Source organism: Bacillus pfraonensis (genome assembly GCF_050768835.1).
GTDB classification, from domain to species: domain Bacteria; phylum Bacillota; class Bacilli; order Bacillales; family Bacillaceae_G; genus Bacillus_A; species Bacillus_A pfraonensis.
In genome coordinates this window covers 339685-366252 of record NZ_JAHCDO010000003.1, presented here as the reverse complement: position 1 = coordinate 366252, position 26568 = coordinate 339685, and the positions used below count along the sequence as shown (strand labels likewise).

General features: G+C 37.8%; 24 protein-coding genes. 12 read left to right on the top strand and 12 right to left on the bottom strand.

What is annotated here, in order from left to right; genetic code table 11:
• Positions 1–174 precede the first annotated feature (174 nt).
• From KFD70_RS04405 to KFD70_RS04385, 5 genes are all read left to right on the top strand, one after another.
• Positions 175–1362, top strand: a complete 1188-nt coding sequence (locus tag KFD70_RS04405) for an efflux RND transporter periplasmic adaptor subunit (protein ID WP_336451603.1) — start codon at positions 175–177, stop codon at positions 1360–1362.
• Entirely contained in the window at positions 1359–2039 is a 681-nt protein-coding gene (locus tag KFD70_RS04400) for an ABC transporter ATP-binding protein (protein ID WP_174100416.1), read from the top strand. The genes KFD70_RS04405 and KFD70_RS04400 overlap by 4 nt, the downstream gene beginning before the upstream one ends.
• Positions 2036–3235: an ABC transporter permease gene (locus KFD70_RS04395; RefSeq protein WP_336451604.1), complete on the top strand. Its 1200-nt coding sequence runs from the start codon at positions 2036–2038 to the stop codon at positions 3233–3235. Before KFD70_RS04400 ends, KFD70_RS04395 begins: the two co-directional genes overlap by 4 nt.
• 312 nt (positions 3236–3547) lie before the next feature.
• On the top strand, positions 3548–4243 hold the full coding sequence (gene yknW / locus KFD70_RS04390) for a YknW family membrane protein (protein ID WP_336451605.1): 696 nt from the start codon (positions 3548–3550) through the stop codon (positions 4241–4243).
• Positions 4244–4458: 215 nt separating this feature from the next.
• Positions 4459–4926: a sigma-70 family RNA polymerase sigma factor gene (locus KFD70_RS04385; RefSeq protein WP_336451606.1), complete on the top strand. Its 468-nt coding sequence runs from the start codon at positions 4459–4461 to the stop codon at positions 4924–4926.
• Between the two features lie 49 nt (positions 4927–4975).
• Here the strand turns inward: KFD70_RS04385 and KFD70_RS04380 are convergent, their stop codons facing one another.
• Positions 4976–5455 carry a competence protein ComK gene (locus KFD70_RS04380; RefSeq protein WP_336451607.1) on the bottom strand — a complete coding sequence of 160 codons (480 nt, stop codon included), beginning with the start codon at positions 5453–5455 and terminating at the stop codon, positions 4976–4978.
• Positions 5456–5647: 192 nt separating this feature from the next.
• On the opposite strand from KFD70_RS04380, the gene KFD70_RS04375 reads away from it, so the two are divergent.
• Positions 5648–6046, top strand: coding sequence for a DUF4359 domain-containing protein (locus tag KFD70_RS04375; RefSeq protein ID WP_336451608.1), 399 nt, complete (start codon positions 5648–5650; stop codon positions 6044–6046).
• 20 nt (positions 6047–6066) lie between these two features.
• On the opposite strand, the gene KFD70_RS04370 is transcribed toward KFD70_RS04375, so the two are convergent.
• Entirely contained in the window at positions 6067–6282 is a 216-nt protein-coding gene (locus tag KFD70_RS04370; RefSeq protein ID WP_336451609.1) for a DUF2922 domain-containing protein, read from the bottom strand.
• Between the two features lie 27 nt (positions 6283–6309).
• Complete coding sequence (locus KFD70_RS04365) at positions 6310–6534, bottom strand: DUF1659 domain-containing protein (RefSeq protein ID WP_336451610.1); 225 nt, start codon at positions 6532–6534, stop codon at positions 6310–6312.
• A gap of 110 nt (positions 6535–6644) precedes the next feature.
• On the opposite strand from KFD70_RS04365, the gene KFD70_RS04360 reads away from it, so the two are divergent.
• On the top strand, positions 6645–7130 hold the full coding sequence (locus KFD70_RS04360) for a VanZ family protein (RefSeq protein WP_336451611.1): 486 nt from the start codon (positions 6645–6647) through the stop codon (positions 7128–7130).
• A gap of 145 nt (positions 7131–7275) precedes the next feature.
• On the opposite strand, the gene KFD70_RS04355 is transcribed toward KFD70_RS04360, so the two are convergent.
• Both KFD70_RS04355 and KFD70_RS04350 read right to left on the bottom strand, forming a co-directional pair.
• Positions 7276–10032: a DEAD/DEAH box helicase gene (locus tag KFD70_RS04355; protein WP_431612960.1), complete on the bottom strand. Its 2757-nt coding sequence runs from the start codon at positions 10030–10032 to the stop codon at positions 7276–7278.
• Entirely contained in the window at positions 10016–11635 is a 1620-nt protein-coding gene (locus KFD70_RS04350) for an SWIM zinc finger family protein (RefSeq protein ID WP_336451613.1), read from the bottom strand. The genes KFD70_RS04355 and KFD70_RS04350 overlap by 17 nt, the downstream gene beginning before the upstream one ends.
• 154 nt (positions 11636–11789) lie before the next feature.
• Here KFD70_RS04350 and KFD70_RS04345 point away from each other — a divergent pair, with 154 nt between their 5' ends.
• The 3 genes from KFD70_RS04345 to KFD70_RS04335 are packed head-to-tail and all read left to right on the top strand — an operon-like array spanning position 11790 to position 15229.
• Positions 11790–12281, top strand: a complete 492-nt coding sequence (locus tag KFD70_RS04345; protein WP_336451614.1) for a double zinc ribbon domain-containing protein — start codon at positions 11790–11792, stop codon at positions 12279–12281.
• Positions 12282–12286: 5 nt separating this feature from the next.
• On the top strand, positions 12287–13825 hold the full coding sequence (locus KFD70_RS04340; RefSeq protein ID WP_336451615.1) for a zinc ribbon domain-containing protein: 1539 nt from the start codon (positions 12287–12289) through the stop codon (positions 13823–13825).
• 12 nt (positions 13826–13837) lie between these two features.
• On the top strand, positions 13838–15229 hold the full coding sequence (locus KFD70_RS04335) for a zinc ribbon domain-containing protein (protein ID WP_336451616.1): 1392 nt from the start codon (positions 13838–13840) through the stop codon (positions 15227–15229).
• An 80-nt stretch (positions 15230–15309) separates the two neighbouring features.
• On the opposite strand, the gene KFD70_RS04330 is transcribed toward KFD70_RS04335, so the two are convergent.
• Together KFD70_RS04330 and KFD70_RS04325 are read right to left on the bottom strand one after the other, a co-directional pair.
• On the bottom strand, positions 15310–15603 hold the full coding sequence (locus KFD70_RS04330) for a DUF3910 family protein (protein ID WP_336451617.1): 294 nt from the start codon (positions 15601–15603) through the stop codon (positions 15310–15312).
• Positions 15604–15846: 243 nt separating this feature from the next.
• Positions 15847–16713 (bottom strand): cell wall-binding protein EntA, encoded by an 867-nt coding sequence (locus KFD70_RS04325; protein ID WP_336451618.1) that lies wholly within the window; start codon positions 16711–16713, stop codon positions 15847–15849.
• A gap of 670 nt (positions 16714–17383) precedes the next feature.
• On the opposite strand from KFD70_RS04325, the gene opuD reads away from it, so the two are divergent.
• Both opuD and KFD70_RS04315 read left to right on the top strand, forming a co-directional pair.
• Positions 17384–18904, top strand: a complete 1521-nt coding sequence (gene opuD, locus KFD70_RS04320) for a glycine betaine transporter OpuD (RefSeq protein WP_336451619.1) — start codon at positions 17384–17386, stop codon at positions 18902–18904.
• A 237-nt stretch (positions 18905–19141) separates the two neighbouring features.
• Complete coding sequence (locus KFD70_RS04315; RefSeq protein ID WP_000833063.1) at positions 19142–19276, top strand: hypothetical protein; 135 nt, start codon at positions 19142–19144, stop codon at positions 19274–19276.
• A 308-nt stretch (positions 19277–19584) separates the two neighbouring features.
• On the opposite strand, the gene KFD70_RS04310 is transcribed toward KFD70_RS04315, so the two are convergent.
• The 5 genes from KFD70_RS04310 to KFD70_RS04290 form a co-directional block, all read right to left on the bottom strand.
• A complete protein-coding gene (locus KFD70_RS04310; RefSeq protein ID WP_336451620.1) occupies positions 19585–20880 on the bottom strand; it encodes a glycosyltransferase family 2 protein in 1296 nt (431 codons plus the stop codon).
• Positions 20877–21629, bottom strand: coding sequence for a dGTP triphosphohydrolase (locus KFD70_RS04305; RefSeq protein ID WP_336451621.1), 753 nt, complete (start codon positions 21627–21629; stop codon positions 20877–20879). Before KFD70_RS04305 ends, KFD70_RS04310 begins: the two co-directional genes overlap by 4 nt.
• 107 nt (positions 21630–21736) lie before the next feature.
• Complete coding sequence (locus KFD70_RS04300) at positions 21737–22948, bottom strand: NupC/NupG family nucleoside CNT transporter (RefSeq protein ID WP_336451622.1); 1212 nt, start codon at positions 22946–22948, stop codon at positions 21737–21739.
• Between the two features lie 487 nt (positions 22949–23435).
• Positions 23436–25136: a C40 family peptidase gene (locus tag KFD70_RS04295; protein WP_336451623.1), complete on the bottom strand. Its 1701-nt coding sequence runs from the start codon at positions 25134–25136 to the stop codon at positions 23436–23438.
• Between the two features lie 210 nt (positions 25137–25346).
• Positions 25347–26231 carry a D-amino-acid transaminase gene (locus tag KFD70_RS04290; RefSeq protein ID WP_336451624.1) on the bottom strand — a complete coding sequence of 295 codons (885 nt, stop codon included), beginning with the start codon at positions 26229–26231 and terminating at the stop codon, positions 25347–25349.
• Between the last annotated feature and the right edge of the window lie 337 nt (positions 26232–26568).

The window sequence follows — 26568 nt, the reverse complement described above, 5'->3', positions numbered from 1 at the left end:
CTTGCTTAAAAGATAAGTTGTTATATTTCTAAAGATTGGTATTTTTGTTACAATATAAGTGATGGTGTAAAACTTTGTAAAGAAAGCGTAATAATGTAAAAGTATAGTTGCAGTTTTCTGAAAGTTTTATATAATCCTAGAAATACTATATAACGATATAGAAGGAGCGAGAATATGTTACCAAATACCGTTCGTACTCCAAACAAAAAGAAGAAATGGATTATCATTGGGGTTATTGCATTAATTGTTGCCATTGTAGCAGTCAATATTTTTATGGTGCAAGGGAAGAAAAAGGGGGCGGCAAAAGGAGACGCTGTTAGCTTTGAGAAAGTAACAGAACGTACACTCAATAATACGAAATTGATTTCTGGGCAAGTAAAACCTGGAAATATTGAGAGCTTCTACGCAGATCCGAGCAAAGGAAAAGTAAAAGATATTGCAGTGAAAGAAGGGCAAGAGGTAGAAAAAGGAACGAAATTATTCTCTTATGATAATGAAGAAATTAACTTACAGTTGAAGCAAGCTGAGCTTGATCAAAAAATGGCAAATATGCGCTATGATCAAGGGAAAAAGAAAATAGATTCATTAAAGAAAGAGATTAAAAAAGCGAAAGATAGCGGTGCTGGCAAAGAAGTAACAGATCCTATGGAAGAGCAAGTAAGTGAATTAGAAATGGGACAAAAAACAATTGATCTTGAGAAAGAAAAAGGACAATTACAATCCCAAGAGTTAAAGAAAAAACAAGGTGAACTCACAATTTATAGCAATTTCGCTGGTGTTGTACAAAAGCTAGATAAAGATGCAGCACAAAGTTCAGCGCAAGCAGTGGGTGGACAAGGAAAATCATTTTTACAAATCGCCTCTAAAGATCCGTTCCAAATTCAAGGGACATTAACAGAACTTCAAAAATCACAAATTCAAAAGGATCAAACATTTACTGCAACAGCAAAAGCGAATAGTAAGAAGAAATGGACAGGGAAAATTACAGAAGTAAGTGAATTCCCAACAAGTGCAGAGATGGCGCAAGCAGCTGGTGCTGAGGGAACACAAAACATGTCTCAGTATACATATAAAGCAAGTCTTGATGGACAAGAAGGTTTATCTCCAGGCTATCACGTATCACTGCAAGTAAGCTTAGAAAATAAGAAGATGATTGCTGTTCCTAGTAAGAGCATTGTAGAAAAAGATGGTGAACCATTTGTTTATGTAGAAGAAAAAGGAAAACTTCGTAAACAAAATGTGAAAAAAGGTTCTACTGACGGAGATTGGACAGAAGTTCTTGAAGGCGTAACAGTGGGGCAAAAGGTGGTTAAAAATCCTTCCGACAATGTATATGACGGAATGGAAGTGAAAGAAAAATGATTACGCTAAACAATATTCATAAAACATATTATCAAGGGAAACTCGCGGTACCGATTTTACATGGTATTAGTTTAACGATTCAAAGCGGTGAGTTTGTTTCTATTATGGGACCGTCTGGTTCTGGGAAATCAACGCTTATGAATATTATCGGTTGTTTAGATCGTCCAACAGAAGGCGAATATATGTTAAACGATGTGAATATCTTAACAGCAGACGAGGCAAAACTAGCTCTTATTCGTAATGAATATATCGGCTTTGTATTTCAGCACTTTAATTTACTGCCGCGTCTATCAGCAGTGGAAAACGTTGAACTTCCGCTTATTTATGGCGGTGTGAAGAAAGCAGAGCGCCGACAAAGAGCTCTTGAGGCACTTGGGAAGGTCGGATTGTCCGATCGTGTGCATCATTTGCCAAGCGAACTTTCAGGTGGGCAAAAGCAGCGTGTGGCGATCGCTCGTTCTATCGCGAATGATCCGACGTTTATTATGGCCGATGAGCCAACTGGTGCCCTTGATACGAAGTCTGGACAGCAAGTTATGGACATTTTCACAAAGTTAAATGAAGAAGGTACGACGATTGTTATGGTTACACATGAAGAGGAAGTTGCGGCATATTCTTCGCGCCGAATCGTGCTAAGAGACGGAAAAATTACAGAAGATAGAAGGTGTGCGGTATGAGTTTACTAGATAGTATCAAAATTGCCCTATCTTCTATTCTAGCTCATAAACTGCGCTCAGCACTTACGATGCTTGGGATTATTATCGGCGTTGGTTCCATTATTACTGTTGTTGCGATTGGGCAGGGCGGGGAAGCGGCACTGAAGTCACAGTTCGTTGGATCTGGTAATAACGTAATTCCAATTCAATATAGTGCAGATATAAATGATCCATTTGGTATGGAAATGATGGAACAGCCGAAGTTAACAGAGGAAGATATTTTTGAAATAAAAAAACTTCCAGAGATTGCGCATGTTCTTACAACGAATTCAAGCATGGAGCCACTCGATATTGAGGATAAAAAAGAGATGGTGAGTATTACAGGGCTAGATAGTGAGTACTTCGCGGTAAATAAAGTAAAAGTATTAAAAGGTCGCTCCTTACAAGAATCAGATATTGCGCAAGGTAATAACGTCGTGATGATCAGTAAGAGTATGGAAGAAAAGGTCTTCAAAAAGGAAAATCCAGTTGGCAAAATTATTGAGATGAAAGGACAGCCGATGCAAATTATCGGTGTCTATAAATCAGATAATGAGTTCATGGGAATGGGGCCATCGGAAGCTTTAATTCCAATTACATTATGGCCAACATTATATGGAAAAGACGAAATCCAAAGTATTTCTGTTCAAGCGAAAAATGTAGATGATTTAGAAAAAGCGGGTAAAAAAGCCGCTGATGTATTAAATAGTCGTAAGCCAAGTGATGCATCTGGTAAATACGAAGTGATGAATTTAAAAGAAATTCAAGAAGGTATTTCAAAAATGACTGGTATTATGACGATGATTATCGGCGGTATCGCAGGTATTTCACTAGTCGTTGGTGGTATTGGGGTTATGAACATTATGCTTGTATCTGTAACAGAGCGTACGCGTGAAATCGGTGTACGTAAGGCACTTGGAGCAACGCGCAGTAAAATCTTGCTGCAATTCTTAATTGAAGCGGTTATGTTAACGCTTCTTGGTGGATTAATCGGAATTGGCCTTGGCTATGGGGGCGCGTATATTGTTTCTTCATTTGCAAAATGGCCACCGCTCGTTTCATGGGAAGTTGTCGTTGGAGGCGTGTTATTCTCGATGACGCTTGGTATTATTTTCGGGTTAATTCCAGCGAACAAAGCAGCGAAATTAGATCCGATTGAAGCACTTCGTTATGAATAGGTTGCTAGTGTAGTAGAGGGGGATTTCCTTCTACTACACATACAAATAGAAAAAAGATATAAACCATTTTTTTTAGATGGGAGAGAGGATCTGCTGGAGGGTAGAAGCGGTTAGAGCCCCTTTTAGCCCATGCAAAATGAAAATAAAGAGAGACAAAGAGTGTAAGTCAATTTTATATTTCATAGCAGCGACTTATATGCCTGCAAATCAAAATGGATGTACATTGTTCTAGTGGGCGGTTCACGGTCTCTAGGAAAGAGGAAGTGAACTGCCCGTTAGAACGGGTGATATAAATACAAGGAGGTTGTTAGAATGGAACCGAATGTTAATACGCAAAAGGCTGATAGAGGGAAACCATCGTTGCTAGGAATGATTACATCTCCAGGTTTGCAGTTTGAGAGAATGAAAACGACTGATAAAGTTTGGGGTATGTTCTTTTTGGTTGCATTGTTACAGGCGCTCGTAAATGGATTAGCTACATATGTGGCGCAATCATCGCCTGAGGTGATTGAACTTCAGGAGAAATTTGGCACAGGACAAGAACAATCTATCGGATATTTAGTTGGTAAAGCGATCGGTTCAGGTTTCATCTGGATCATGATTGGAACTCTTGCTGTGGCAACTGTTTATAAAGTCTTTATGATGTTTTTTGGAAATGATACGCCGTACAAAAAATTGTTAGCCATTGTTGTATATGCGAATATTGCACTTGTAATTGGTGGACTTATTAATTCTATCTTAGGTTTAATTTTGGGCAGTGGGGCAACTGAGTATACAAGTTTGGCACCATTATTTGAACAAGGTACGACAGGATACGCAATCGGTAGTGTAGTGGAAGTATTCTACTTATGGAATATTGTTTTAATTTGGATTGGGTTACAAATTACAGCTGGGTTAGGAAAAGTAAAAGCTGCGGTTCCAATTGTCGTTCTCTTTATTATTAAAGCAGCGTTCTTAAGTTTAATTGTTATCGTATTAGCACAGCTTATGCAAAGTTTCAATGGATAAGGATATGTGCAGAAAACGGCTCGATCAGGGGCCGTTTTTTTATTTTTGTATGTACTTCAAATACTAGTTTTAGAATTTCAAATTTCTCCTAGCTATATTTCAAATTTCCCTATATCGAATTTCAAATAACCTCCCATGAAATTGCCCTTATCTTCTTATATTGTAAAGGTACCGCGGAATAACAAAGAGGTATACCTTTTAGAAAAAGGTACGATATGAAACCGGCTACTTTTACAGAGGCAGTTACGTTGTATGAAAAGATGATTAAAAATCAAATGAAAAAGCTTTGTCTGTACCGGGATTATGAAGAGTATTATCAATGCGGCCTAATTGGACTTTGGAAGGCATATGAAAAATATGAGGAGGAGAAAGGTACTTTTTCAGCGTATGCATTTGTAACAGTGCGCGGCTATTTATTAGAGAAATTAAAGAAAGAAAATAGATTTCAAAAGCGGCATACTTTCGCCTCACAGGAAATTTTGCAAAATGTATGTGGAATAGAAGTGTCGTCAGAAATTCAAGATTTTATGGGTTTGTTAGATGAAGAAGAGAAACATATTATTGTCGAACGTTTTTACGCAGGAAAGAAGATACACGAAATTGCAGAAGAGACGGGTATGACGTATCATCAGGTAAGATGGGTATATCGGCAGGCAATAAAAAAGATGCGAGCTGAGATATAGGAAGCATAAAATGGAGACAAGATCTCTTGTCTCCATGCTATCATTTCTACTAGAAATCATTATGAAAATCATCGAGCATCATCTGAGCGATTAGATTACCAGCTTTTCTCCATTGCTGCTTCATTTTGTAGCAGGAGATGGGGAGAGTTATTGTGTCTCCATTACAAAAATGTAGTATAGCTTGACTATCTTTGCCTTTTGTGATGGTTTTAATACTTTTATAGAAGACCCAGATACAATCCCAAGCGGCAGGTGATTTTGTCGGAATGGTACAAATAAAACAACGATGATTAATAGGAATAGGTGTATTTTGTCGTAAATCCCATTTTTCAATAATGGCTTTTCGTCGACCTTCGTATGTGGAATAATTGTGTGAGATAATTAGTTCTTTTATTATTTCCAATGGTGTTTTTGGCGAGTAGAGAATTCCCTTGGTGGTATGAATTTGAGTACGGTAAAAAGGATCTTTGTAAGGCAACAGCATCATTAAAGTACTAGAAATAGCATGAAGATTAGCTGGAGCGTCCAACTTAAAAGCCTCCTTTAAAAGTATTGGTTTACATATTTTAGTATATAGATGGAATATAAAAATAATTTTAAAATATTGTAAATATTTGTAAAAGTTAATGAGGGATTTTCATTTTTTATAAGTAGCAAGTTTTCTAATTTGCATCGCTTGTACATATATATGAAAATAGAAACAGTTAGGCGGTGATAGAGTATGAAACGGAAGTATATTATTATGGCACTTGTTGTCCTTCTTTTTGTATATTTAGCAAACAGTAACCCGAGTAAAGGGGAATATACCGAATGGGCGGCAAAGCAATTTATGAATCGCAATGATATTAGTAAAAAGTTAACAGAGGTTGAAAAAGAAGATCCAGATGGACTTGTTGGTGAACTTGCAACAATTGGTAAGAAGTTAGCGAAGAAATATGTAGAGCCACAAGTTGACGTGTTGATTAATCATTATACAAAGCGAAATGATTATATTTTCTTCTCGACATATACGACAGAATTTACACTAGGCAAAGAAAACTATAAATATGTTTCAGTTGGGTTCTCTCATATTTTTATTCCGATTGAGATGCCGAAGAAAAAAGACGAAGCTGCAAAGTGATGCAGCTTCGTCTTTTTGGTTTAAGGAGCAAGTGTTACTTCTGATACTTTCTTTTCAACGAGGCGTGCTCCTTTTTTACGAGTGTTCCCGCTAAGTGATAAGAAAATTTCAGAGGAGAGAATTGTGTCCATCACTTGGCTAATGTTTTGTTCATTCACAGGTGTAATTGGATTGTCGATAGAAAAGACGACAGTTTTTCCATCCTCTTTTAAGAAAATCAGCTCGAGTGCTGTCATTGTCAGTTACCTCCTTTTCATTAAAATTTACGGATTCGAAATATCAGATGTGCTTAAAAGTTGAACAGCATGAAGCTTTAATCCTTGTAAGGAAGCAAGAGCCAGTCCCACTTCATGGACTTTTGCTGTATCAGCGTTCGGTTTTACTCGTTTAAACTGTTTGTTTTTTAAGATTGCTTTCCCGTTGTTGTCTGTGCCACCGTTTAGGACAAGGCGTAAGCTTAAATCAGTTACAATCGTTTCGATCGCCATGTTTTTCACCCCCTTTTCGTCTTATATATAGGAGGCAACGGTCATATTTTGGCGTGAAATTTTTTCTTTTTTTTGGTACTCTTAGAAGAATAAGAGAGGAGTTTCTAAAGATGAATCGTAAATGGTTAGTTTGGATTCCCGTTTTACTATGGATGGGGATTATTTTTTATTCTTCAGCACAGCCTTACAAGAAGCAGGATATGCGTTCAGATATTGAGCAGTACGTGAATGTGGAATTTGTGAAAGAACATTTTTCATGGGTATCCATTGATTATGGCGGAGGAACACCAGTTAGTATTGAAAATAAAGGTGTTGGCGGTTTTATTGAGTTTTTCCTTCGAAAGGGAGCTCACTTTATGGTGTTCTTTATGCTTGGATCATTGACATACTATGCATTGCATCGTTCAGGGTATTCGAGGAAGAGGTCTTTTTTATTTGCACTTCTTTTTGTCGCTGGATATGCAACATTCGATGAAATTCACCAATGGTTTACCGGTGACCGTACACCGATGTGGCAAGATTCTGTTTTAGATACGTCGGGCGGATTGACAGGAATTATAATAAGCAATTGGTTTTGGCATAGAAAAAGGAGCTAACCCTTCGGGATAGCTCCTTTTTTTATATATTTTCAGTATGTTGCTTCGGATATCGGCGATTTTTGAGATATATCAGCTGTAACTCGGAATATATCAGCGATTCGGCATAAGATATCGACCATTCGGCAATATGCGACATTTCTTGTTATACACCAAGTAATTCTTTCAATTCGTCTGTTGATAGCTCAGTCATCCAGCTGTCACTTGTGATGATGGCGCTACTTAGCGATTGTTTCCGCTCTAGCATTTCATCGATTTTTTCTTCAAGTGTACCTGTTGTAATGAGTTTATGGACATGTACAAATCGCTTTTGACCGATGCGATAAGCGCGGTCTGTTGCTTGATTTTCTACAGCTGGATTCCACCAACGATCATAGTGAATGACATGGTTTGCGGCAGTTAAATTTAGACCGGTGCCACCAGCTTTTAATGAGAGGATGAAGATGTCATATGTTCCATTTTGGAATTGTTCGATCATCTTATCCCGTTCTGCCTTCGGTACACTACCATTTAGGAAGAGAACACGCTGACCGAATTTCTCTTCTAATATTTTCTGTAGCATATTTCCCATTCCGATATATTGCGTAAAAATTAAGCAGCTTTCATTTTGATCTTTTATATTTTCAATGAGATCCATTAATGTTTGGGTCTTCATGGAACGCTGCACAATATCTTTTGGTTCTTCCTCTTTTAAATAAAGAGCAGGATGATTACAAATTTGCTTTAGCTTACTGAGCATCATTAAAATAAAGCCGCGTCTTTCAATACCTGTTAAGCCTTCAACATTTTGCAGCGTATCTTGTACGAGCTGTTCATATAGTGATGCTTGCTCACCTGTTAGCGGGCAGTATACTTTCTGTTCTTGTTTGTCCGGTAAGTTTAATGCGACTGTTTGGTCTTGCTTTGTTCGGCGCAGTAAGAAAGGTGCGATGAATCTTTGTACTTGCTGGATTTTTGCTTCATCACGGTCTTTTTCAATCGGTGTTACGAAACGGCGCTGAAATTGTCCTAGGCTACCAAGATATCCGTGATTCAAGAAGTCAAAAATAGACCATAGCTCTGCTAATCGGTTTTCTACAGGTGTACCTGTTAAAGCGATTTTGTGATTTGCTTGTAAATTACGAACCGCTCTAGATTGTTTCGTTTGCGGGTTCTTAATATTCTGCGCCTCATCTAAGATGATTACATCCCAGCACTGCGCGTTTAACTCTTCTTCATCAAGTTGTGCTAATGCATAAGAAGTTAGTACAACATCTGCATTTTGAAGGAAGTCTTTAAATGAATCGCCTTTTGAACGGTTGCTTCCATAATGCAGTTGAACCTGTAAATTCGGGGCAAAGCGTTCAAATTCTTTTTGCCAATTTCCAAGAACAGACGTCGGTGCGATGATTAATGCCGGGCCTGTTTGGAGACGCTTTTCTTTTACATATAATAAGTAAGTAATGGTTTGGATACTTTTCCCAAGACCCATATCATCTGCTAGCAAAGCCCCAAACCCGAGTTCTCGTAAATATAAGAGCCACTCTACACCATGGTTTTGGTATGGACGAAGTGTGGCCTTTAAGGAGGATGGTATTGGAACTTTTGGAATGTCTCCGATATGGAGGAGCTTTTGGATGAGTTCCTCGTAATAGCCATCTAGCTCGATTTCAATATCCGTAAATGGATTGTCTTCTTCTACGACTTCTACTTCGGCAGAGTTTGATAAATGTTGCTGCAAGACATCTTTCATTTCAAGCCCATATTTATCTGCGCGTTTCATGAGTTTTTTCATTTCTTCAATAAAGGCAGGATCCAGTCTCATCCATTGTCCATTTAAATTGAAAAGTCGTTTATTTTGTTCGACAAGGTCAAAAAATTCACTTTCTGACAGATCAATCCCATCTGTAGAAACGCGCCAGTCAAAATCAACGAGAGTGTTCATACCAAAGAAGGACTGCGCTTGATTTGTACTTTGCTTCAATTGAACGCGTAACTTCGGTTTCGTTGCTTTTAAATTTTGCCACCAAGACGGTAGTAAGATATCAACGCCGGCTGCTAATAATTCGTTGCTCGCTTCCGTTAAGAAGTTCCATGCTTCTGTTTCATAGAGCTCCGTTCGAAAGTGATCATCTTCACGAAGCCATGGGACTAGCTTGCCGAATCCTTCCTGGGTTTCTTTAATACGTTCTTCATAGCTATGCCATCTTTTTGGTAGTGAATCGATGCCATTATATACATATATTCGGTGAGTTCCGCGCTTTGTCGTAATAATTGTTTCAAGCTTCCACATTTCAAAATCATCTTGTGGTTCTTGGAGGCGAAGACCGATGGTAAATGGAAGATCGTCTTCTATGTAACCAATCTTTCGGAACCAATCTTCTTCATGAAGCGCTGTTTCCAATTGTCTTTTCGTAAAGTCATAGTGTTCATATAACCGTTTTGCATTTTCCCAGCCCTCGCTAGAGCGTGCGTCTTGCCGAATTGTTTCATTAATCGCATGTGAGAAAAGTGATCCAAGCGTTTCATCTTGGATTGAAACATCGATGGCTTTCCATGATGGATTATTACCCCAACGCTTCATATCTGGTACAAAGTTTCCGGTTGTAAAGTGATCCCATAGCTCTTTAGCACTAGGCATAAACGCAGTCACAGGACCGTTAATTTGTAATCCAGCAAAGGAATTCATCGGTTTTTTTGCAATGTATTCTAGCGCTTGGACGTTTGTTAACATGAAACCGCTTCGTCCTTCATGTGAAGCTTCTTTTAAAAAGGTACCAAAGAAGGACGTCGTGTGCCATGTGAAAGCATTTTGTTTCCAATCTGTTATAGGTAAGAGATTGCCGGTTTCATCTTCTCCCCAAAGGAACCACCCTTGACTTACGTGCTGGAGCCGAATTGTTACTTCAGTTTGTATGATCATCGATTAACTTTCCTTTCCGCAGTTCTTCCTGAAGTGCTCTTAGGCGTGAATGTAAGTTAGCGATTTGGACAATGAAAATGTGCCACTCATCTGTTCGTTTGAGCCGTTTATAGAGCATACGCAATTTCTTTAAGTAGCGGACTGCGCGGCGGTATGACTTACGATTCCGTTCTTCAATTGCTTGCACTGCTGCCAGATGATAGAGCGGAAGAGCTGCTTCTGGTGCTTCTTTTTCGATTTCTTTTAGTGGTTCTTTTAGCAATTCAATTGCCTCAAATCCGTATAAAAGATGAAGTTCTGTCCATGCATCATATTGTTTTTTTGCTAGTACGTATTGCTCATAGTTTGTGAAGCTGTATGGCAATAGTTCTTGCAAAATCATCTCAAGACCTGCTTGTTCGTTTGTGTGCGTCGCATATGTTTCGTACATCATGATGAACAAACGAACGATATCTTTTACAAAAAGAGGATCGGCCGGATCATTTATTGTTTTCTTCAATTGTTTATATGTGAAAGACAGCCAATTCTTGGCGCGCTCCCACTGCATGGTACTTAGCAATTCTTCGAGCCAGTCGAAATAAAGGCCGACCACTTGCGATGGTTGTGTTTCGAGCAATTCCATAGCAACGTCATCTTCTTGCTTTAAAAAGAATAGGTGAGAAGAGGCGAGTGCCTTCGAAATTGGATTCATCTTCGCATCAATTCGTGTTTCTTCTTCTTGGATCCAATCTGCTTCTGCTAGCAACTCTCCCCATATATGCCGGTAAATAAAGAATCTCTCCTGTGTATAGGAGTCGGTAGAGAAGAAAATGCTATGCACTTGGCGAGCTGTTTCTTGTAAAATTGGTTCACATTCAGCCGGAACCGATTCTGATTTTAAGTCACGTACAATGGATTCCACTTTATCAACAAATAGACGAACAACATGAATTGGTTGGTGATAGGAATACGTTTTGTTTGTCTCAAATTCCGTGATTTCTTCTAATAACTTTTGAAAGCTAAACAGTGCGCCGTGCAATTTGAACAATTCATGTATGGCAATGACGCGTGGTGCTTTTCGTTCTAATTTCATGTAAAAGTCCGTAAAGATACTCATAAGAAAATACATTTGTTTATATGTGAGCCGTGCTTGTTCTTTTTTAAACGTGCTATATTCAGATTCAAAATATGCGTGCCAACTTTTAAAATCTGTTTCTTCAAATGCTGAAGATTGTAATACTTGTCGTGCTGTTCGAATCGGGGGGAGTGATGGTTTCGTTTTATTTTTAAATAATGTTAATACTTCTCCCACTTGTCCAAAGCTAGAAGCAGCTGATAGCAGAACAGCGAGCATGTGCTCACACTGCGTCGGTGCAAAGCAATCACAATAACTTTCGGCGATATTACGAATCGGAATATGAACGCTATACACATTTCCTTCAGCATCTACTGTACCTGATAACGTATAACCGTCAAAATCAACGTTGTAAACAAAGCCGCTACGATATAAATGGCGAGCAGTGGCAACATGCTCTTGATCGGCTGCTTGCTGCGGATCGAGCCCTTGAACAAACTCACTGGCGATCATCATAATTTCATCTTTCGTAATTGAATGTTGCAGCATAAGTTTTCCTCCGTACAAAGATTTCTTTCCTCTACCATTATAAACAAAAAGATGGGAAAACAGAAAAAATGAATTTGCCTGCACAAAAAATAGAAAAACATGGTAATATTGACTTGGTAAAATATATCATTTTTTATCTAGGGGGAGATTGCGTTTGTCAGATTTACAGACGAAACTAGGTAGCGGTATGAATAAACTGCAAGAGGGAATTGAACAGGGAAAGATGAAACTGCAGGTTGCACAAGAAATTGCACAGTTGAAAAAGGAAATACAAGTGCAGCTCCAAAAGAAGACAGAAGTTTTGTTGGATCTTGGTCAAAAGGTGTATGTTCAGCTTCGAGACTCTGGAGTGAATGAAGCAGAATTAAAGCAATTGGTTACTCCAATCCAAGTATTCGATGTTGCGATTTATCAAGCGCGAAAGCGAATTGTTGAATTGCAAAAGCAGCAAGGAGAGAAAGCGACATGTGAATGTGGTGGTTCTCTATCAATCAATGATAAGTTTTGCGGGTCATGCGGAAAACCAAATCCAATGCTAGCGGTAGAGAGTAGTGAGGAAAAGGTTGCGTGTGTCGCATGTAATGAACACATTGCAAAAAACGCCATCTATTGCCCTGTTTGTGGAATGAAGCAGGGTGGGGAGTGAATAAAATGTACTGTCGCATGTGTGGAAATCAACATGAAGAAGTGAACTACTGTCCTAACGAAGGAAGTATGGCAATGTTGCCCGAGGACAGTGTTGTTCTTGAACAAGACAACTCTAAATATTGCCGTGGTTGTGGGAATGAAAATGCTCAGCAAAATCTGTACTGTCAAAATTGTGGGTATTCTTTATTTACCGTGAAGAAGAAAGATCAAATCGTAAAGTTACCGAGTATGGAAAAAGGCCCTAAAGTAGAATTAGGATTACATAAGAACGGCTTAAGAACCGGTGTAATTGGCGGAGTGATTGCGAGTGTTCTTATGTTACTTGCGGGATGGATTGGAAGTTTTATATTTGCAGCAATGACGCAAGAGTTTCTTCAGAAGTTTGCGCGTGAATTAGATATGCTATCAGGTTTTTATAATGGAGCAACAGCTACACTATTAAACTACCATTTACTTGGATTTTCAGCCGAAGATGCAGATGGAATGATTCTTTCTTTATATTGGCATACTCCATTTTTACTATTATTATTGATTCCATTTATTATTTTAGGCGGAACAGGTATATGGATTGGAAAACAACGTATTGCGAATACAATCGGTGAACAGGTGACAATGGCAGCTACAGTTGGTCTTGTTTATGGTCTATTTTTATTTATTATTAGTTTCATTGCATCTAAATCAATCTCTATTCCGGGGATGGATGCTGTAACAGTATCAGTTGGATATTCTTCCTTTAAAAGTTTAGTGAGTGGGTTTATATGTGGAACGATGTTTAGTTTATTAGGGATGATTGCTCATACAAGCCAAAACAATATGGCCGAAGCATTCCGTGAGCTACTTCCATACGGAACATCACTTTATTACGGAGTAGCAGCAATGATAAAAGGCTTTTTGCTAACAGCTGTTATTTTATGTGTAATTGCTCTCTTTATGAAAGAAGATAGTGTGAAACCATTGAAAGAATTAACATCTACAACATCGCAACGCGTGATGTTATCACTACAAGTAACACCGCAAGTATGGAATATGGCTCATCTTGCACCAGTAGAAGTGAAAAGTCCTGCTTTTGATAAAGGCATTTCACGTAAGAATGCAAAAGGAAAAGACAATGAAATGCAGTTCTCATTTGTATCGGGCATGTCCTTTAATGGAACAGGATTAAAGGATCTTGCGATTGCTGAAGGGGCAAGGCCAGAAGAACTTGCTGGAATAGAAGATGTAAATAATACATTCCATTATGGATTGTTACTGCTTATTATTCCGTTTTTCTTTATGTTTAGAGTGGGACAAAAATTAGCGAGAATACGGGAGGCTAATATATATGTAACACTCGCTGTATGTAGTGGTGCTTACACAGTTATGATGCTCTTAGTAAATATTCTTTCCAAGTTTCAAATTGATATTTCAGGGAATTTGACAAGTATGTTTGGAGTGAGTGGAACGATGCTATCTATGCAAGGGAGCTGGATGTATTTAGCACTCGGTAGCTTTATTCTGACATATGTGGCCGCTTTCGCTGGAATGAAATTGGGAAGGAAGTAGGAGGAAAGTATATTGAAGTTTTGTGGAACATGTAAAAAAACAGTTGCAGATCACTTGAATTTTTGTTCGGAATGCGGAAGTAAAGTAGAAGTAATTGAAGAAAATGTGGCTGCTTCGAAAGTGGATGTGCAAAGAGGGACATATCGTCAGGAAGTACAGCCGAAGAAAAGTAAGAAGAATATCGTGCTTTTCATTATACTTGCATTGTTTGCGGCTGCATTGTTTGGTGCGTATAAATTTGGAGCATATAAATTTTCGAAAGAAAAGCAAATCAATGTATTAATTGATGGCTTCAATAAAAAAGATATAAATACAATTGATTCTCTTATAAAATCGGATGACCCAGGTTTGAAAATTAAAACAGAAGATATTAAATCTTATTTACGTTATTTAAAGGATAACCCTTCGTACAATAAAGAATTGTTATCTTACTTACAAAAGCAAACGGTAGATGCAAAGCTTGTTGATAAAGAAAGCTTTGTGGATGGGCAAATTGTAGAAGATGGGAAAGAATGGTTCTTATATCCGAAATATAAGTTCAGCATTAAGTCGTATTTCATGACGGTCAGCACAACTGCAAAAACTGCAGAAGTATATGTAAATGATAAAAAAGTGACTGACATTTCTAGTGAGAAATCTTCTAAAGAAATCGGGCCTTATTTCCCTGGGACGTATGTAGTAAAAGCAAAAGCGAAAGCCGATCTTACTGAACTGGAAACGGAAAAAGAAGTTGAATTAGCTGGAGAAAAAGAAGGGAAAGTGGATGTGAAATTACCACTTGAAGGCAACTACGTAACAATCTCTTCGGATGAAAATAGTGCGAGTGTCATTGTAAATGGCAAAAAGCGTGGGAAATTAAATTACGGCAGTTATAAACTAGGCCCTGTACCAACAGATGAAACGGTTGAGGTGCATTTAGAAAAACAAACAGAGTTTGGAACTGTGAAATCTGAAAGTGTAAAAATTGGTGATGAAAGCTCTTATTATTTAAAATTCCCAAAAGAAACATCTGATACTGCGATCGGTGACTTCATTCGAAATCATATTTATGACAACGTACGTGCGATCGCTTTAAATGACTTTAGTTTAATTGAAAATAACTATGATAAGAGCGGAAAATCATATAAAGAAGACCGCGATTATCTGCAATATTTAAAGAAAAAAGGAATTACTGAGGATTTATTAAAATTTGAAGTTCGTAACATTGAACGTCAAAGTTCTACGAAATATAAAGTAACGACATATGAAGAATATAATATTCGTTATGGTGATGGATCTGTGAAATTCAAAAGCTTTAGCAATGAACATATTGTTACAGTGAATGCTGATGGGAAAATATTGTATCACTCACTTGGTGCGAATAACACGTTGAAATCAGAAGAAATATCTGGTCCAACACGTTAACATGCGAAAAGACTATCTCTTTAGAAAGAGGTAGTCTTTTTTTGTGTGTATCGATCGTTTGCCTGGAAATATCGACGCTTCTACAAAGTGCGAAAAGCTCGTACGTATGGATCTTGTAGAATTCTTTCTACTAATGGGAGCATTTCTTCTTGAAAGGGTATATCAATTGGAAATGGTTTGTGTGATCCCGGTTTTATGCCGTATTGCACAAACTTATATTGAAGGGATTGATCGTGCTTGAGCACAATCAACTTATAGCGATTGTCATCCTTTTTAAGTGAAAAATCAATTGCGGTCGCATCATATGTTACATCATCTTTGTATATGTATGGCTTTGGTGTGCCGATCCAATCTACTTTTGCATTCAGATTCATATTGTAGCCTCCTTATCGTCATTATATATATACCGATTTCGATTTACCAATATATAAATCACCGCTATGAAGAATCAAAAGAGACCTGCACTCATTTTCTCCCTTAGTTTGAAACATGGCATGGGGCTAAAAAAGCCCTAACCGCATCCATCCAAATAAAAAAGAATCTTTTCAGTTATGTTTATATAAATAAAAGCCAGCTCTCAATATATGAGAACTGGCTGAATTTTTAGCAGTCATTGGTTATTTTAAAATTTTCACTTTAACAGTTTTACGTCCCCATTTGTTAGCAATTGCGTCAGAGCCAACTAGAACGTCGATACGGTTACCTTTAATTGCACCACCAGTGTCACCAGCAATTGCTTCTCCATATCCTTCTACCCATACTTTTGATCCTAATGGAATCACTTTCGGATCAACAGCAATCATCTTCATGTTTGGGTTCGCTGTTAGGTCATGACCCATTGCAGTTAATACACGACCACCATATGTGCCGCCATTTTCACTCGGATGAGCTGTATATGCTGTTGCTACAACTGTTAGCTCACGGCCACCTGCAGGAGCGTTTGTAGTTGCTGCTTTAACAGCTGGCTTAGCAGCTGGTTTTTCTTGTGCCGCTGGAGCTTGTGCCTCTGCTTTAGCAGGAGCAGGCGTTTCTTGTTTTTCAATAACAGGTGCTGTACCTGTTAAGTAAGGAACATGAACGTAAGCCGTTTTTCCGTTATATTCGAATTGTAACCACTCATTTTGTACTTGGCTTGTTGTTTCAATCATATCGTCTTTCTTAAGCGTACCAAGAATTTCTGAGTTTGTGTTCGCTTCAGCACGTACGTTTAATACGTTTGCTGTTACGTAATAGATGCTTTTTGTGAATTCTGCACTTACGAATACGTCTTTACCATTTAATTTGATTTGTGACCATCCGTTTGTTGTATTTGTAACATCTAATTTATGACCATTTAATAATTTTCCTACAACTTTTGATTCAGTAGTTGGGTTCTCTCGTACATTTAATACGTCTGTTGTTACAACAGTTTCTGCTTGTGCAGAAGTAGTGAAAATCCCAAGACCAAAAACTGCTGCTGTTGCTATACCAATTAATTTTTTCATGATAGCCTCCATTGCGTTTGTTTTCGTGTCCTCATTATAGCAACTGTTTTTTTCGGAATTTGGGAAAACACACAATTACAAACCATTCGTAACAAAGCATTAATACTCTGTAATATAGAAAAAAATGATAGAAAACGTTTTTCAATCTATATTTTCAAGAGGTTTAGTAGATATCCCTATGATTTGTAATACGAAGGGTATTTTTCATTGAAGATAATAATATTACACAAATGTTACAAAAGGTTTACTAAGGTGTTACATTCCTTGAGAATTTTACCGAATTATGCCTAAAATAGTTATATAAACATAAACATTTTGTTTGTGCATTTATAAATACGTACAATATCCTGACAAAACAACCGCATAATTGTTACAAAAAGAAAGAGTGGTAATCGATATATTTGCCTTTTTTTAAAATGTAACACACCATTTTTTGGGAAAATATATTCCCATCCGCATCTATCTCGCACGATTTGGCAGTAGCATCTTCATTGTATAATCCAAGCGGTTATATGGAAGATGAACTTGTCCATAAGAATTCTAATTAGTGAAGGCTGATTTTAGAGAAATTGAAGAAAATCACCGTAAGAAACATTTCACTTTATCCGATTTAATTTATCGGAATTAGGGTCATTTTACGAAGAAAAGAAACCTACAAAAGGGGGATTTTATGAGGAAACTGACAAAAACATTTATTGTCTCATTAACATTATGTATTGCATTTACAATTTGGGGGATTATTCCCGAATCTATAATTGGAAAAGGTAGCTTAGGAAATGTAACTACTGTAATTCAAACTGCGTTAGTTAGTAAGTTTGGGTGGTTTTATATTATTTCTGTTTCTATCTTTTTAGGAGTTGCTATCTTTTTAATTGTTTCCAAGTACGGTTCCATTCGTTTAGGTAAAGACGATGATGAACCTGATTATAGTTATATGACGTGGTTCGCTATGCTCTTTAGTGCTGGTATGGGAATCGGTTTGATTTTCTGGGGCGTTGCGGAACCATTAAATCATTTATATGCACCGCCATTTGGAGAAAGTGCCACAGAAGAGAGTGCACGTCTTGCACTTCGCTTTTCATTCTTCCATTGGGGATTGCACCCGTGGGGCTTATATGCACTTGTAGCATTATGCATCGCTTATTTCACATTCCGAAAAGGAAAGCCAAGTACAATTAGTGCAACAGTTGGTCCTTTGTTTAAGAGCGGTGAGCATGGCCGTATTGCGCATATATTTGATGTGTTAGCTGTATTTGCGACAGTATTTGGTGTTGCAACTTCATTAGGGCTTGGAGCGAAGCAAATTGCAGGTGGTGTTAGCTATTTAACATCGATTCCAAACTCATTAACAACGCAGCTAGTTATTATTGGGATTGTAACGGTTCTGTATATGTTATCTGCTCAAACAGGATTAGATAAAGGTATTAAATACTTAAGTAATACAAATATTATTTTAGCCTTTGCACTTATGGCAATTTTATTATTTGCAGGTCCAACGAACTTTATTATGAATTACTTTACTTCTACAATCGGTTCGTACATTCAAGAGTTGCCGAGTATGAGTTTCCGTTTAAGCCCATTAGATGAGGGTGGCAACCAGTGGATTCAATCATGGACGATTTTCTACTGGGCATGGTGGATTGCATGGTCACCATTCGTTGGTACATTCATTGCCCGTGTGTCACGTGGACGTACGATTCGTGAGTTTGTGATTGGTGTGTTACTCGTTCCAACAATTATTGGTGCGCTTTGGTTCTCAGTATTTGGAGGAACTGGCATTCACATGGAGTTGTTTGATGGAGCAAATATTTACGAACAAATTAAGGAAATGGGTACAGAGGTAGGCCTATTTGCTGTGTTAGATCATATGGGTAGTATGGGGCCAGCTTTATCGGTTCTGGCGATTCTATTGATTTCAACATTCTTTATTACATCAGCAGATTCTGCGACATTTGTTCTTGGGATGTTAACGACACATGGTAGCTTAAACCCGCCAAATCGAATTAAATTAGTTTGGGGTCTTGTACAGGCAGCACTAGCAGCAATCTTACTATATGTAGGTGGATTAGAGGCTTTACAAACTGCTTCGATTATCGCAGCATTCCCGTTTGTATTTGTTATTTTCTTTATGATTGCAGCTTTATTTAAAGAATTGCAAAAGGAAGGTCGACATCACCATCAGCATAAATAATAATATAGAAGAAAAGAGCTGATTTTGAATCAGCTCTTTTTTGCGAGGTGTGTGAATTTCTAGTGGTTGTCAGTTATCGCAAGGCGTCGAACCGTCGATATATTGTCAAAGGTCATCCAAATTTTTGTCAAAAATTTGTCGGAAATGTGTTGTCACTTTTTCGTATATGTGCTATATTATTTCCTGTAAGCGATTTCAAATAGTTTTTAAGCGTATTCAAGGGGGACAACTAGAATAATGAAGCGTTACGAAAGAAAGTGGAAGCATATTTGTTTGAAACGTGTGGCACATCGTAATGTGCAAGAAAACACGGAACCAAAGACTGAAGTATCTAAAGAGCAACAAGAGAAGCAATTGGTTTTACAAAAATAGCAGTCACTTTTTCGTATATAAAAGAAAGTAGATCGTTCGTTGGGGGATGGACGTGAAAATTGCTTTCGACTAAGGGGTATTGTCCGATATATAGATTTAAAGTGAGAATAAGCACAGAGCATACGGCGCTCTGTGCTTATTTTTTTAATCAAAGGTTTTTTCATTCTGACCGAGCCGCTTGCGCTTTTATTAGTATCTAGCTGCGGTGGCTAGAATCTCCGGTCGTTTCGCCCCCTCGGACGAAGCAAAAAACGCTTCTCTGTCGGTGGCTCCAACGCCCTGCGATTCTGACCGAGCCACCTCCGCTTTTATTTTTTAAATCTTACCGTTTTGTCCCATCCGATGATTTGTTTTTTACTTTTCGCGCGTAAGTATAGGATGAGACTCCGGATAAATAGGTACGTAAAGAGTTGGGCGTATGTGAAGTACATAATGATGCTGATAAATATGTTCGTTGGCGTGAATGTATTTTCGACGCTTTGTGCACTAAAGAGTTGCGATGTGTATGTGATGTAAGCGACGTACCACATAAATAGTAATGGAATAGTATAGCTGATTTGAAAGAGACCGAGTAAGCCTATAATGAACCATACATTTGAGATGATTAGGAACAGCCAAAAGACAACGTATACTAGTACTTGCTGCAAGGAATGAACGAGTAGTTTTCCTTTAAAGAAGCTGAAGGAGGAAAACATCTTTTCTAAAATATATAAGTTGCCCTGAAGCCAGCGTGTTCGTTGTTTAATGAGAATTTTTAAATGTTCTGGTTCTTGTTCCCATGTAATGGATTCAGGTACGATTGGTAATAGATATCCTTTTTGTGTAATTCGCAATGTGAGTTCTGCATCTTCAGCAATGGCATAAGGATCGTAGCCACCGAGCTCTTCAAGTGTGGAGCGACGAAGGAGCATGTTTGTTCCTGTTAATGAACCAGTTTGGAATAAGAGCCAACGACCAGACTGCATGAGTAACTGGAAAATTTGAAACTCAAGAGAGATCATCCTAGTAAGCCAGTTTCGTTCTTCATTGACAGTGCGAACATGGCCGACAGCACCGACCGCATCTTTTGTCGTTTCTGCGTATTCAACAAGCATGCGCAGCGCATGTGGCTCTGGTTGGTTATCGGCGTCATACACACAAAAATACTCTCCATTTGATATGCTGAGCCCGTAGTTTAATACACGTGATTTTCCTTTCGGCTCTCCAGGTGGTACGCGGATATGTTTTATATGCACATAGGCCTCATCGTATTCATCACCAATTTCTCCAGTTTCATCTTGGGAATTATCATTTAATAAATAAATGGTAAGTTTTCCAGGATACTCGATATTTGCCATCGCAGTTAACGTATCCATAATCACAACGCCTTCATTATGTGCAGGAATCAGTATATCTACGCTCGGGTAATGTTCTAATGTCCGATTCTTTAGCTTGCGATTTCGATGAACAAGTCCAGCAAGTGTTAGTAAGGAATAGTAGACGAGCAAGCCAGAAAATAAGAAAGCTGTAAAAATAAGCACATATTTAATAGAAAAAATGATGCTAATCCAAAAAACAAGTAGGCAAAATAGAAGAAATAGCAGGAGAAGAATAAGTGTCATCATGTTGTTAACACCTGCTCTCCAAATTTTTCTTGTTTGATTATAATTTTTGAAAGAGCATCCTCAGTTAACCATTCTTCCCATTTATTTTCAAGGCGCATCAAAACAATATTTGCACCAGCTTCATTTGTATTTTGGAGTAAAATGACTAATGTATTGTCATCATATTTTCCAACTAAATCAAAATCACTCCGCACTGTATCAAGTAGGAGGGAGGCGACGCGATCCATGACGCTTCGTTTTGTATAGCTACCAAAAGAGGCGAATGAAAAATAGACAAGCATGCCTGTTTCACTCCGCCTTTTCATAGCCGCTTCGAGTAATAAACCACGTCTTTCAAATTCCTGCCTTGTTAATAACTTTGTTTCTCCAATATATTGTTCAAGTGTATGGACTTGTTGTTGCAAGCGTCTATTTTCATGCAAGAGTTTTTTTAACATATAAGTCGATATATAGATAAGAAAGAAATTCACAATTGCTAGGAAATGAACGATGATGTAGGTAAGTTGTGTAGAAGTATCCCATAAATATAACCATGCTTCATAAAATAAATAGAAGACGGAGAGGAGAGTTCCGGCAATAAATAAAGTGAAAGCAAATTTATTTGAAATGAATAGAAATAGTAAGTTGATGAGTACATAAATAATCGTAAAGAAAAAAGCATAAGGAAATGAGCTTATATGAACTGTGGTGAAATAGAATAAAATTTGTGCAATCCATAATATCATAATTTGATTTGGCATTTGTTTCATCACGGACCTCCTAGTACATAGGGTGTTATATGTAATATGTGCTAGAAGGGGTGATATACATTCATAAAAAAAGCTGACCCGAAATTTCGGATCAGCTCGATTTTTATTTATAGGAACATCATACCTGCAACTGCTGCATTTAAGAAGTTCGCTAGCGTACCAGCGATTACTGCTTTAATCCCTAACTGTGCAATTTGTTTACGGCGAGAAGGAGCAAGTGTCCCTGTTACACCTAATTGAATTGCGATAGAAGAGAAGTTTGCAAATCCGCAAATTGCAAATGTTAAAATCATATTTGTTTTATCAGATAGCTCTGACATGTGTGGACCTAAGTTTGCATAAGCAACGAATTCGTTGATTGCAAGTTTTTGTCCGATAAAGCCAGCTGCTTGTATAGCTTCGTTTGGTGAAACACCGATTAGAATAGCAAATGGAGATAAAAGATATCCAAAGATTAAATCAAGACTAAGTTTAATATCGAACCAAGATCCAATCCATCCTAATAGGCCGTTTAATACAGCGATTAACGCAATGAATGCCATTAGCATTGCTGCAACGTTAATAACAAGTTGCATCCCTTCAGAAGCCCCGCGTGCTGCTGCGTCGATAACGTTCGCATCTTCACGTTCTGTAGAAAGCTTTACATCGTTATCTGGTGTTTCTGTTTCTGGCATAATGAGCTTTGCAATTAATAAGCTTGATGGTGCTGCCATAATTGCTGCTGCTAATAAGTGCTCTAGCGGAATTCCCATTGCTGCATAACCGACAAGAACTGATCCGGCAACAGCCGTCATACCGCTTACCATAACTGCGAAGAACTCACTGTTTGTTAAACGTGTTAAGTACGGTTTAATTAAAATTGGTGCTTCTGTTTGTCCTAAGAAAACAGTTGTTACTGCATTTAAGCTCTCTGCTTTAGAAGTTCCAAGAAGTTTACTTAATGCACCACCAACGATACTAACGAACCATTGCATAATACCTAAATAATATAATATTGCTACTAATGAACTAATAAATACAATTGGAAGTAGTGCTTGAATTACAAAAATGAATCCCCAAGGACCATCTTTATCTAATAAGTTACCAGAGACAAATTTAATTCCTTCATAAGAAAAGTTGATTAAGCCTTGAACTCCATCAGAGGCAACCTTTAAGCCAGCTTTTCCAGCATCCCATCGTAATACGATGAAAGAAAACGTAATTTGTAATGCTAGCGCGATTAAAATTGTGCGCCAATTCACAGCTTTGCGGTTGGAAGATAGTAAAAATGCAACTGCTAAAATTCCAATCACGCCGCCAATTCCCCATAAAACATTCATGCAGTGTAAATCTCCTCTCTCATAGTAAAAAAGTATAATTAATAGATGTCTATACTTCTACGAAAATAGCATCTTAAGTAACGTATCACACCGGACATCAGAGGTCAAACGTCTGCCGAAAAGTTTAAATAGAAAGAAAATTCACTAAGAAAACACATATCAATCTTATAGGGATAAAATAGGTTATGTTTTTTAGCGAGAATATATGTATTATTGTAACGTTATGAACTGTTTTTAAGGAATATGGTGTATGAAATAAGAGGATGGAAACATATTTATATACATACAAATTGCAAAATCGATAGAAAACCTTTCTTTTAGGAGAGGGAGAGAGCATTTTGCCGTAGATAGAAGTGGACAGGGCTTTTTTAGCACTATTCCAAGTTAAAACAAGGAGTGCAGATCTTCTTTCGAAGGGACTTATATGTTGAAACATAAATCTATAAAAAAAACCTTCTAGTAATCTAGAAGGTTTTGAAACTATGACTTAAGGTGCTTTTGTATATCCTAAGAAGTGCTTGCTCCAATAAGAATTGCTTAATGATGCGACTGCTACACCTTTATCTCCAGCTTGAATAAATGTTCCGCCACCAAGGTAGATACCCATGTGAGAAGGACCTGGCTTATAAGTGTTTTGGAAATAGATTAAGTCGCCTGGTTGTGGATTTGAAGTTTTTGATAGGCTGCTCCAATATCCTGCAACACTTTGACGGCTAATGTTGTGACCAAATTTATTAAATACGTGGAAAATGTAACCACTGCAGTCAACGCCATTAGCAGAAGTGCCGCCCCATACATATGGTACACCTGCCATTGATTTTGCATATGCAAGAATAGATGATGTATCGCCACTTGTGTTACCTGTATTATTATTATTGTTATTATTATTATTGTTATTATTATTATTGTTGTTATTGTCTACAGCACCATCAACTGGTGTTTTAGATAGGAAACGAGTTCCTACATAGCCAGTGCGACCGTTGTAGTTAATTTTGCTCCATCCATAATGTTCAGAAATAACTTGTACTTTTTGACCTTGTGGAAGAGCACCGATTACGCTGTAATTTGTACCTTCGCCGCTACGTACATTTAATGCAGACACATTAATATAGTATTCGCCAGCAGTTGTTTGTGGTTGCTCAGGTTTTTCAGGTGTCGTTGTACCACCTTTAACGAATTTCACAAATTCACTGCTTACATAACCAGTCTTACCATGGTGATTAATTTTGTACCAGCCATTTTCTACACCAACTACGTTTAATGTTTGACCATTTAATACGCCACCAAGTACACCGTGGTATGTAGCTGGGCCTGTACGAACACGTAATGATGTTGCATTAACAACATAAGTACCGCCAGTTTGAACAGTTGTATTGTTATTTCCTTGCTGATTGTTCCCTTGGTTAACGTTGCTACTAGAGCCACCTTTTGTTACGTAGTCTTTGCTAAGGTAAGCAGTTTGTCCTGCATAGTTAATTTTGAACCAATCTTGAACTTCGCCGACAACTTGTACAACTTGTCCTTTATGAACAGATCCTAAAACTGTATGAGAAGTGCTAGGGCCTGTACGAACGCGAAGAGAAGATACATTGACTGTATAGTTTCCGCTTGCTTCTTGAACATTTGAATTGTTATTAGAAGAACCAGCATTTGAAGAAACGCCAGATACGAACTGTCCACTAACGTAACCAGTTTTGCCGTTATGGTTAATTTTAACCCATCCGTTTTCTTCGCTAATAACTTGCAATGTTTGTCCTTCATATACACGTCCCATAATGGAACTAGAAGTATTTGGGCTTGTACGAACACGTAATATGTCAGCAGTAACTTTGTTCTTGCCACCTGTATTTACGCTTGTTTTCGCACCGTTTTTTGATACGAATTGTCCACTAACGTAACCAGTTTTCCCATTATGGTTAATTTTAAACCAACCGTTTTCTTCGGCGATTACGTTTAATTTTTGGCCCTCATATACGCGAGAAATGATGTCGTGAGAAGTACTAGCTCCTGAGCGAACGTGTAATACGTCAGCAGTAACTGTGTAATTTGAGTTGTTTTGTGGCGCAGCTTGAACAGTTTGTGCAACAGGTTTTTGTGTATTTTCAGGGGCAGCTTGAACGCTATCTAATGTCGGGGCTGCTCCTCCTGCTACAGACACTGCCGCAAGACCGGCAAGATATTTTTTCATGTTTTGTCGATTCCTTTCTGTCTGTAATGTAGTGATGAAATATTTACCAACTGTTAAAAATTCTAAAAGGCATGTCGATTACTGTCAAGGCTTATGCGGGAATCTGAATATGTCAAGAATATTACAAAAAAAAATCAAGGTGCATGTTCCACCTTGATTTTAAATGAAAATACGTATATTAAGAGAATTTTAAGATGAAAACATTTGTGTTTAAGGTAATGGGATATCAGAAGTTGAAAAGCTTTGGACAAATGTTTTTTGTAGTAATTTGGTGATTTTCCCAACTTGACCATTTTGGATGGCGGTGCCATCAAGATGTGTCATCGGAAGTACTTCTACTGTTGTTCCTGTAAAAAAGCATTCATCAGCCTGATAAACATCACGAATGCTGAATAATTCTTCTTGAACAGGAATCTGTAGTTTATGAGCTAAAGAAAGAATATATTGGCGGATAATCCCGTTTAGGATTAGATGATTAGCAGGATGAGTATACAGAGTCCCGTTTTTTACAAGAAAAAAGTTGGAGTGACTTCCTTCCGTAACGATCCCGTTACGAACGAGAAGTGCTTCTTTACAACCTTTTCGTTCCGCTTTTGTACGAGCTAATACGTTTGGCATTAAATTAAGAGACTTAATATCACAGCGGAGCCAACGTACATCAGGCTCTGATATGGCACGTATTCCGTATTCAATCCATAGAGCGGGGCGTTCTTTTTTTGAGATATAAGCATAGATGGTTGGGGTTACATCAAAAGAGAATGTGTGTGTACGATGTTGTACTCCTCGAGAAACTTGTAGGTAGATGGTGCCATCTTCTTGAAATTTATTATTTTCAAGTAATTTGTAAAGTAGTGTAATGAGTTCTGCTTTAGAGAAAGGTAGGGTTAATTCTATTTCATCCATGGAACGGTATAATCGAGTTAAATGTGGATCTAATAAGTGGATGGTTCCTTTATAAATACGAATGACTTCGTAGACACCATCTCCAAATTGCAAGCCACGTTCTTCTAATTGTATGTACGGCTGTTTTTTATTTGTATCAATCATTTTATCGTTCCATAATACGAACCTTTCGTATGCCATTTTACTTCCCATCCTTTCTTAATTGTTTAAATGATGAGCGTTGGGCTCCAATTTATTGTATTTCGCATATACAAATTCGCAAATGGGAAATGAGAATCCTGCTTTTTACAAATAAAAAAAAGCAACATTCATACAGAACGTTGCTTGCAACAATGTTGCATAAGGAGGGTAGCTTGTTTCATAGGGATATTGTCCTGGTATAGCCTAGAAAGGTGACCAGTAAAAAGGTCGGCTTTACTAAGATAATGGATGTTACTTCTCAGTAATATCAAGGGCATTGTTACACAAATGATTCTGGTATTCCCCATGGGGACCTAACGAAAAGCTGTAAAATGATAGGTGGGGAATG

Coding starts and splice junctions, on each gene's coding strand:
- KFD70_RS04405 (WP_336451603.1), top strand. CDS start 175: ATGTTACCAAATACCGTTCGTACTCCAAACAAAAAGAAGAAATGGATT.
- KFD70_RS04400 (WP_174100416.1), top strand. CDS start 1,359: ATGATTACGCTAAACAATATTCATAAAACATATTATCAAGGGAAACTC.
- KFD70_RS04395 (WP_336451604.1), top strand. CDS start 2,036: ATGAGTTTACTAGATAGTATCAAAATTGCCCTATCTTCTATTCTAGCT.
- yknW (WP_336451605.1), top strand. CDS start 3,548: ATGGAACCGAATGTTAATACGCAAAAGGCTGATAGAGGGAAACCATCG.
- KFD70_RS04385 (WP_336451606.1), top strand. CDS start 4,459: ATGAAACCGGCTACTTTTACAGAGGCAGTTACGTTGTATGAAAAGATG.
- KFD70_RS04375 (WP_336451608.1), top strand. CDS start 5,648: ATGAAACGGAAGTATATTATTATGGCACTTGTTGTCCTTCTTTTTGTA.
- KFD70_RS04370 (WP_336451609.1), bottom strand. CDS start 6,282: ATGACAGCACTCGAGCTGATTTTCTTAAAAGAGGATGGAAAAACTGTC.
- KFD70_RS04365 (WP_336451610.1), bottom strand. CDS start 6,534: ATGGCGATCGAAACGATTGTAACTGATTTAAGCTTACGCCTTGTCCTA.
- KFD70_RS04360 (WP_336451611.1), top strand. CDS start 6,645: ATGAATCGTAAATGGTTAGTTTGGATTCCCGTTTTACTATGGATGGGG.
- KFD70_RS04355 (WP_431612960.1), bottom strand. CDS start 10,032: ATGATCATACAAACTGAAGTAACAATTCGGCTCCAGCACGTAAGTCAA.
- KFD70_RS04350 (WP_336451613.1), bottom strand. CDS start 11,635: ATGCTGCAACATTCAATTACGAAAGATGAAATTATGATGATCGCCAGT.
- KFD70_RS04340 (WP_336451615.1), top strand. CDS start 12,287: ATGTACTGTCGCATGTGTGGAAATCAACATGAAGAAGTGAACTACTGT.
- KFD70_RS04330 (WP_336451617.1), bottom strand. CDS start 15,603: ATGAATCTGAATGCAAAAGTAGATTGGATCGGCACACCAAAGCCATAC.
- KFD70_RS04325 (WP_336451618.1), bottom strand. CDS start 16,713: ATGAAAAAATTAATTGGTATAGCAACAGCAGCAGTTTTTGGTCTTGGG.
- opuD (WP_336451619.1), top strand. CDS start 17,384: ATGAGGAAACTGACAAAAACATTTATTGTCTCATTAACATTATGTATT.
- KFD70_RS04315 (WP_000833063.1), top strand. CDS start 19,142: ATGAAGCGTTACGAAAGAAAGTGGAAGCATATTTGTTTGAAACGTGTG.
- KFD70_RS04310 (WP_336451620.1), bottom strand. CDS start 20,880: ATGATGACACTTATTCTTCTCCTGCTATTTCTTCTATTTTGCCTACTT.
- KFD70_RS04305 (WP_336451621.1), bottom strand. CDS start 21,629: ATGAAACAAATGCCAAATCAAATTATGATATTATGGATTGCACAAATT.
- KFD70_RS04300 (WP_336451622.1), bottom strand. CDS start 22,948: ATGAATGTTTTATGGGGAATTGGCGGCGTGATTGGAATTTTAGCAGTT.
- KFD70_RS04295 (WP_336451623.1), bottom strand. CDS start 25,136: ATGAAAAAATATCTTGCCGGTCTTGCGGCAGTGTCTGTAGCAGGAGGA.
- KFD70_RS04290 (WP_336451624.1), bottom strand. CDS start 26,231: ATGGGAAGTAAAATGGCATACGAAAGGTTCGTATTATGGAACGATAAA.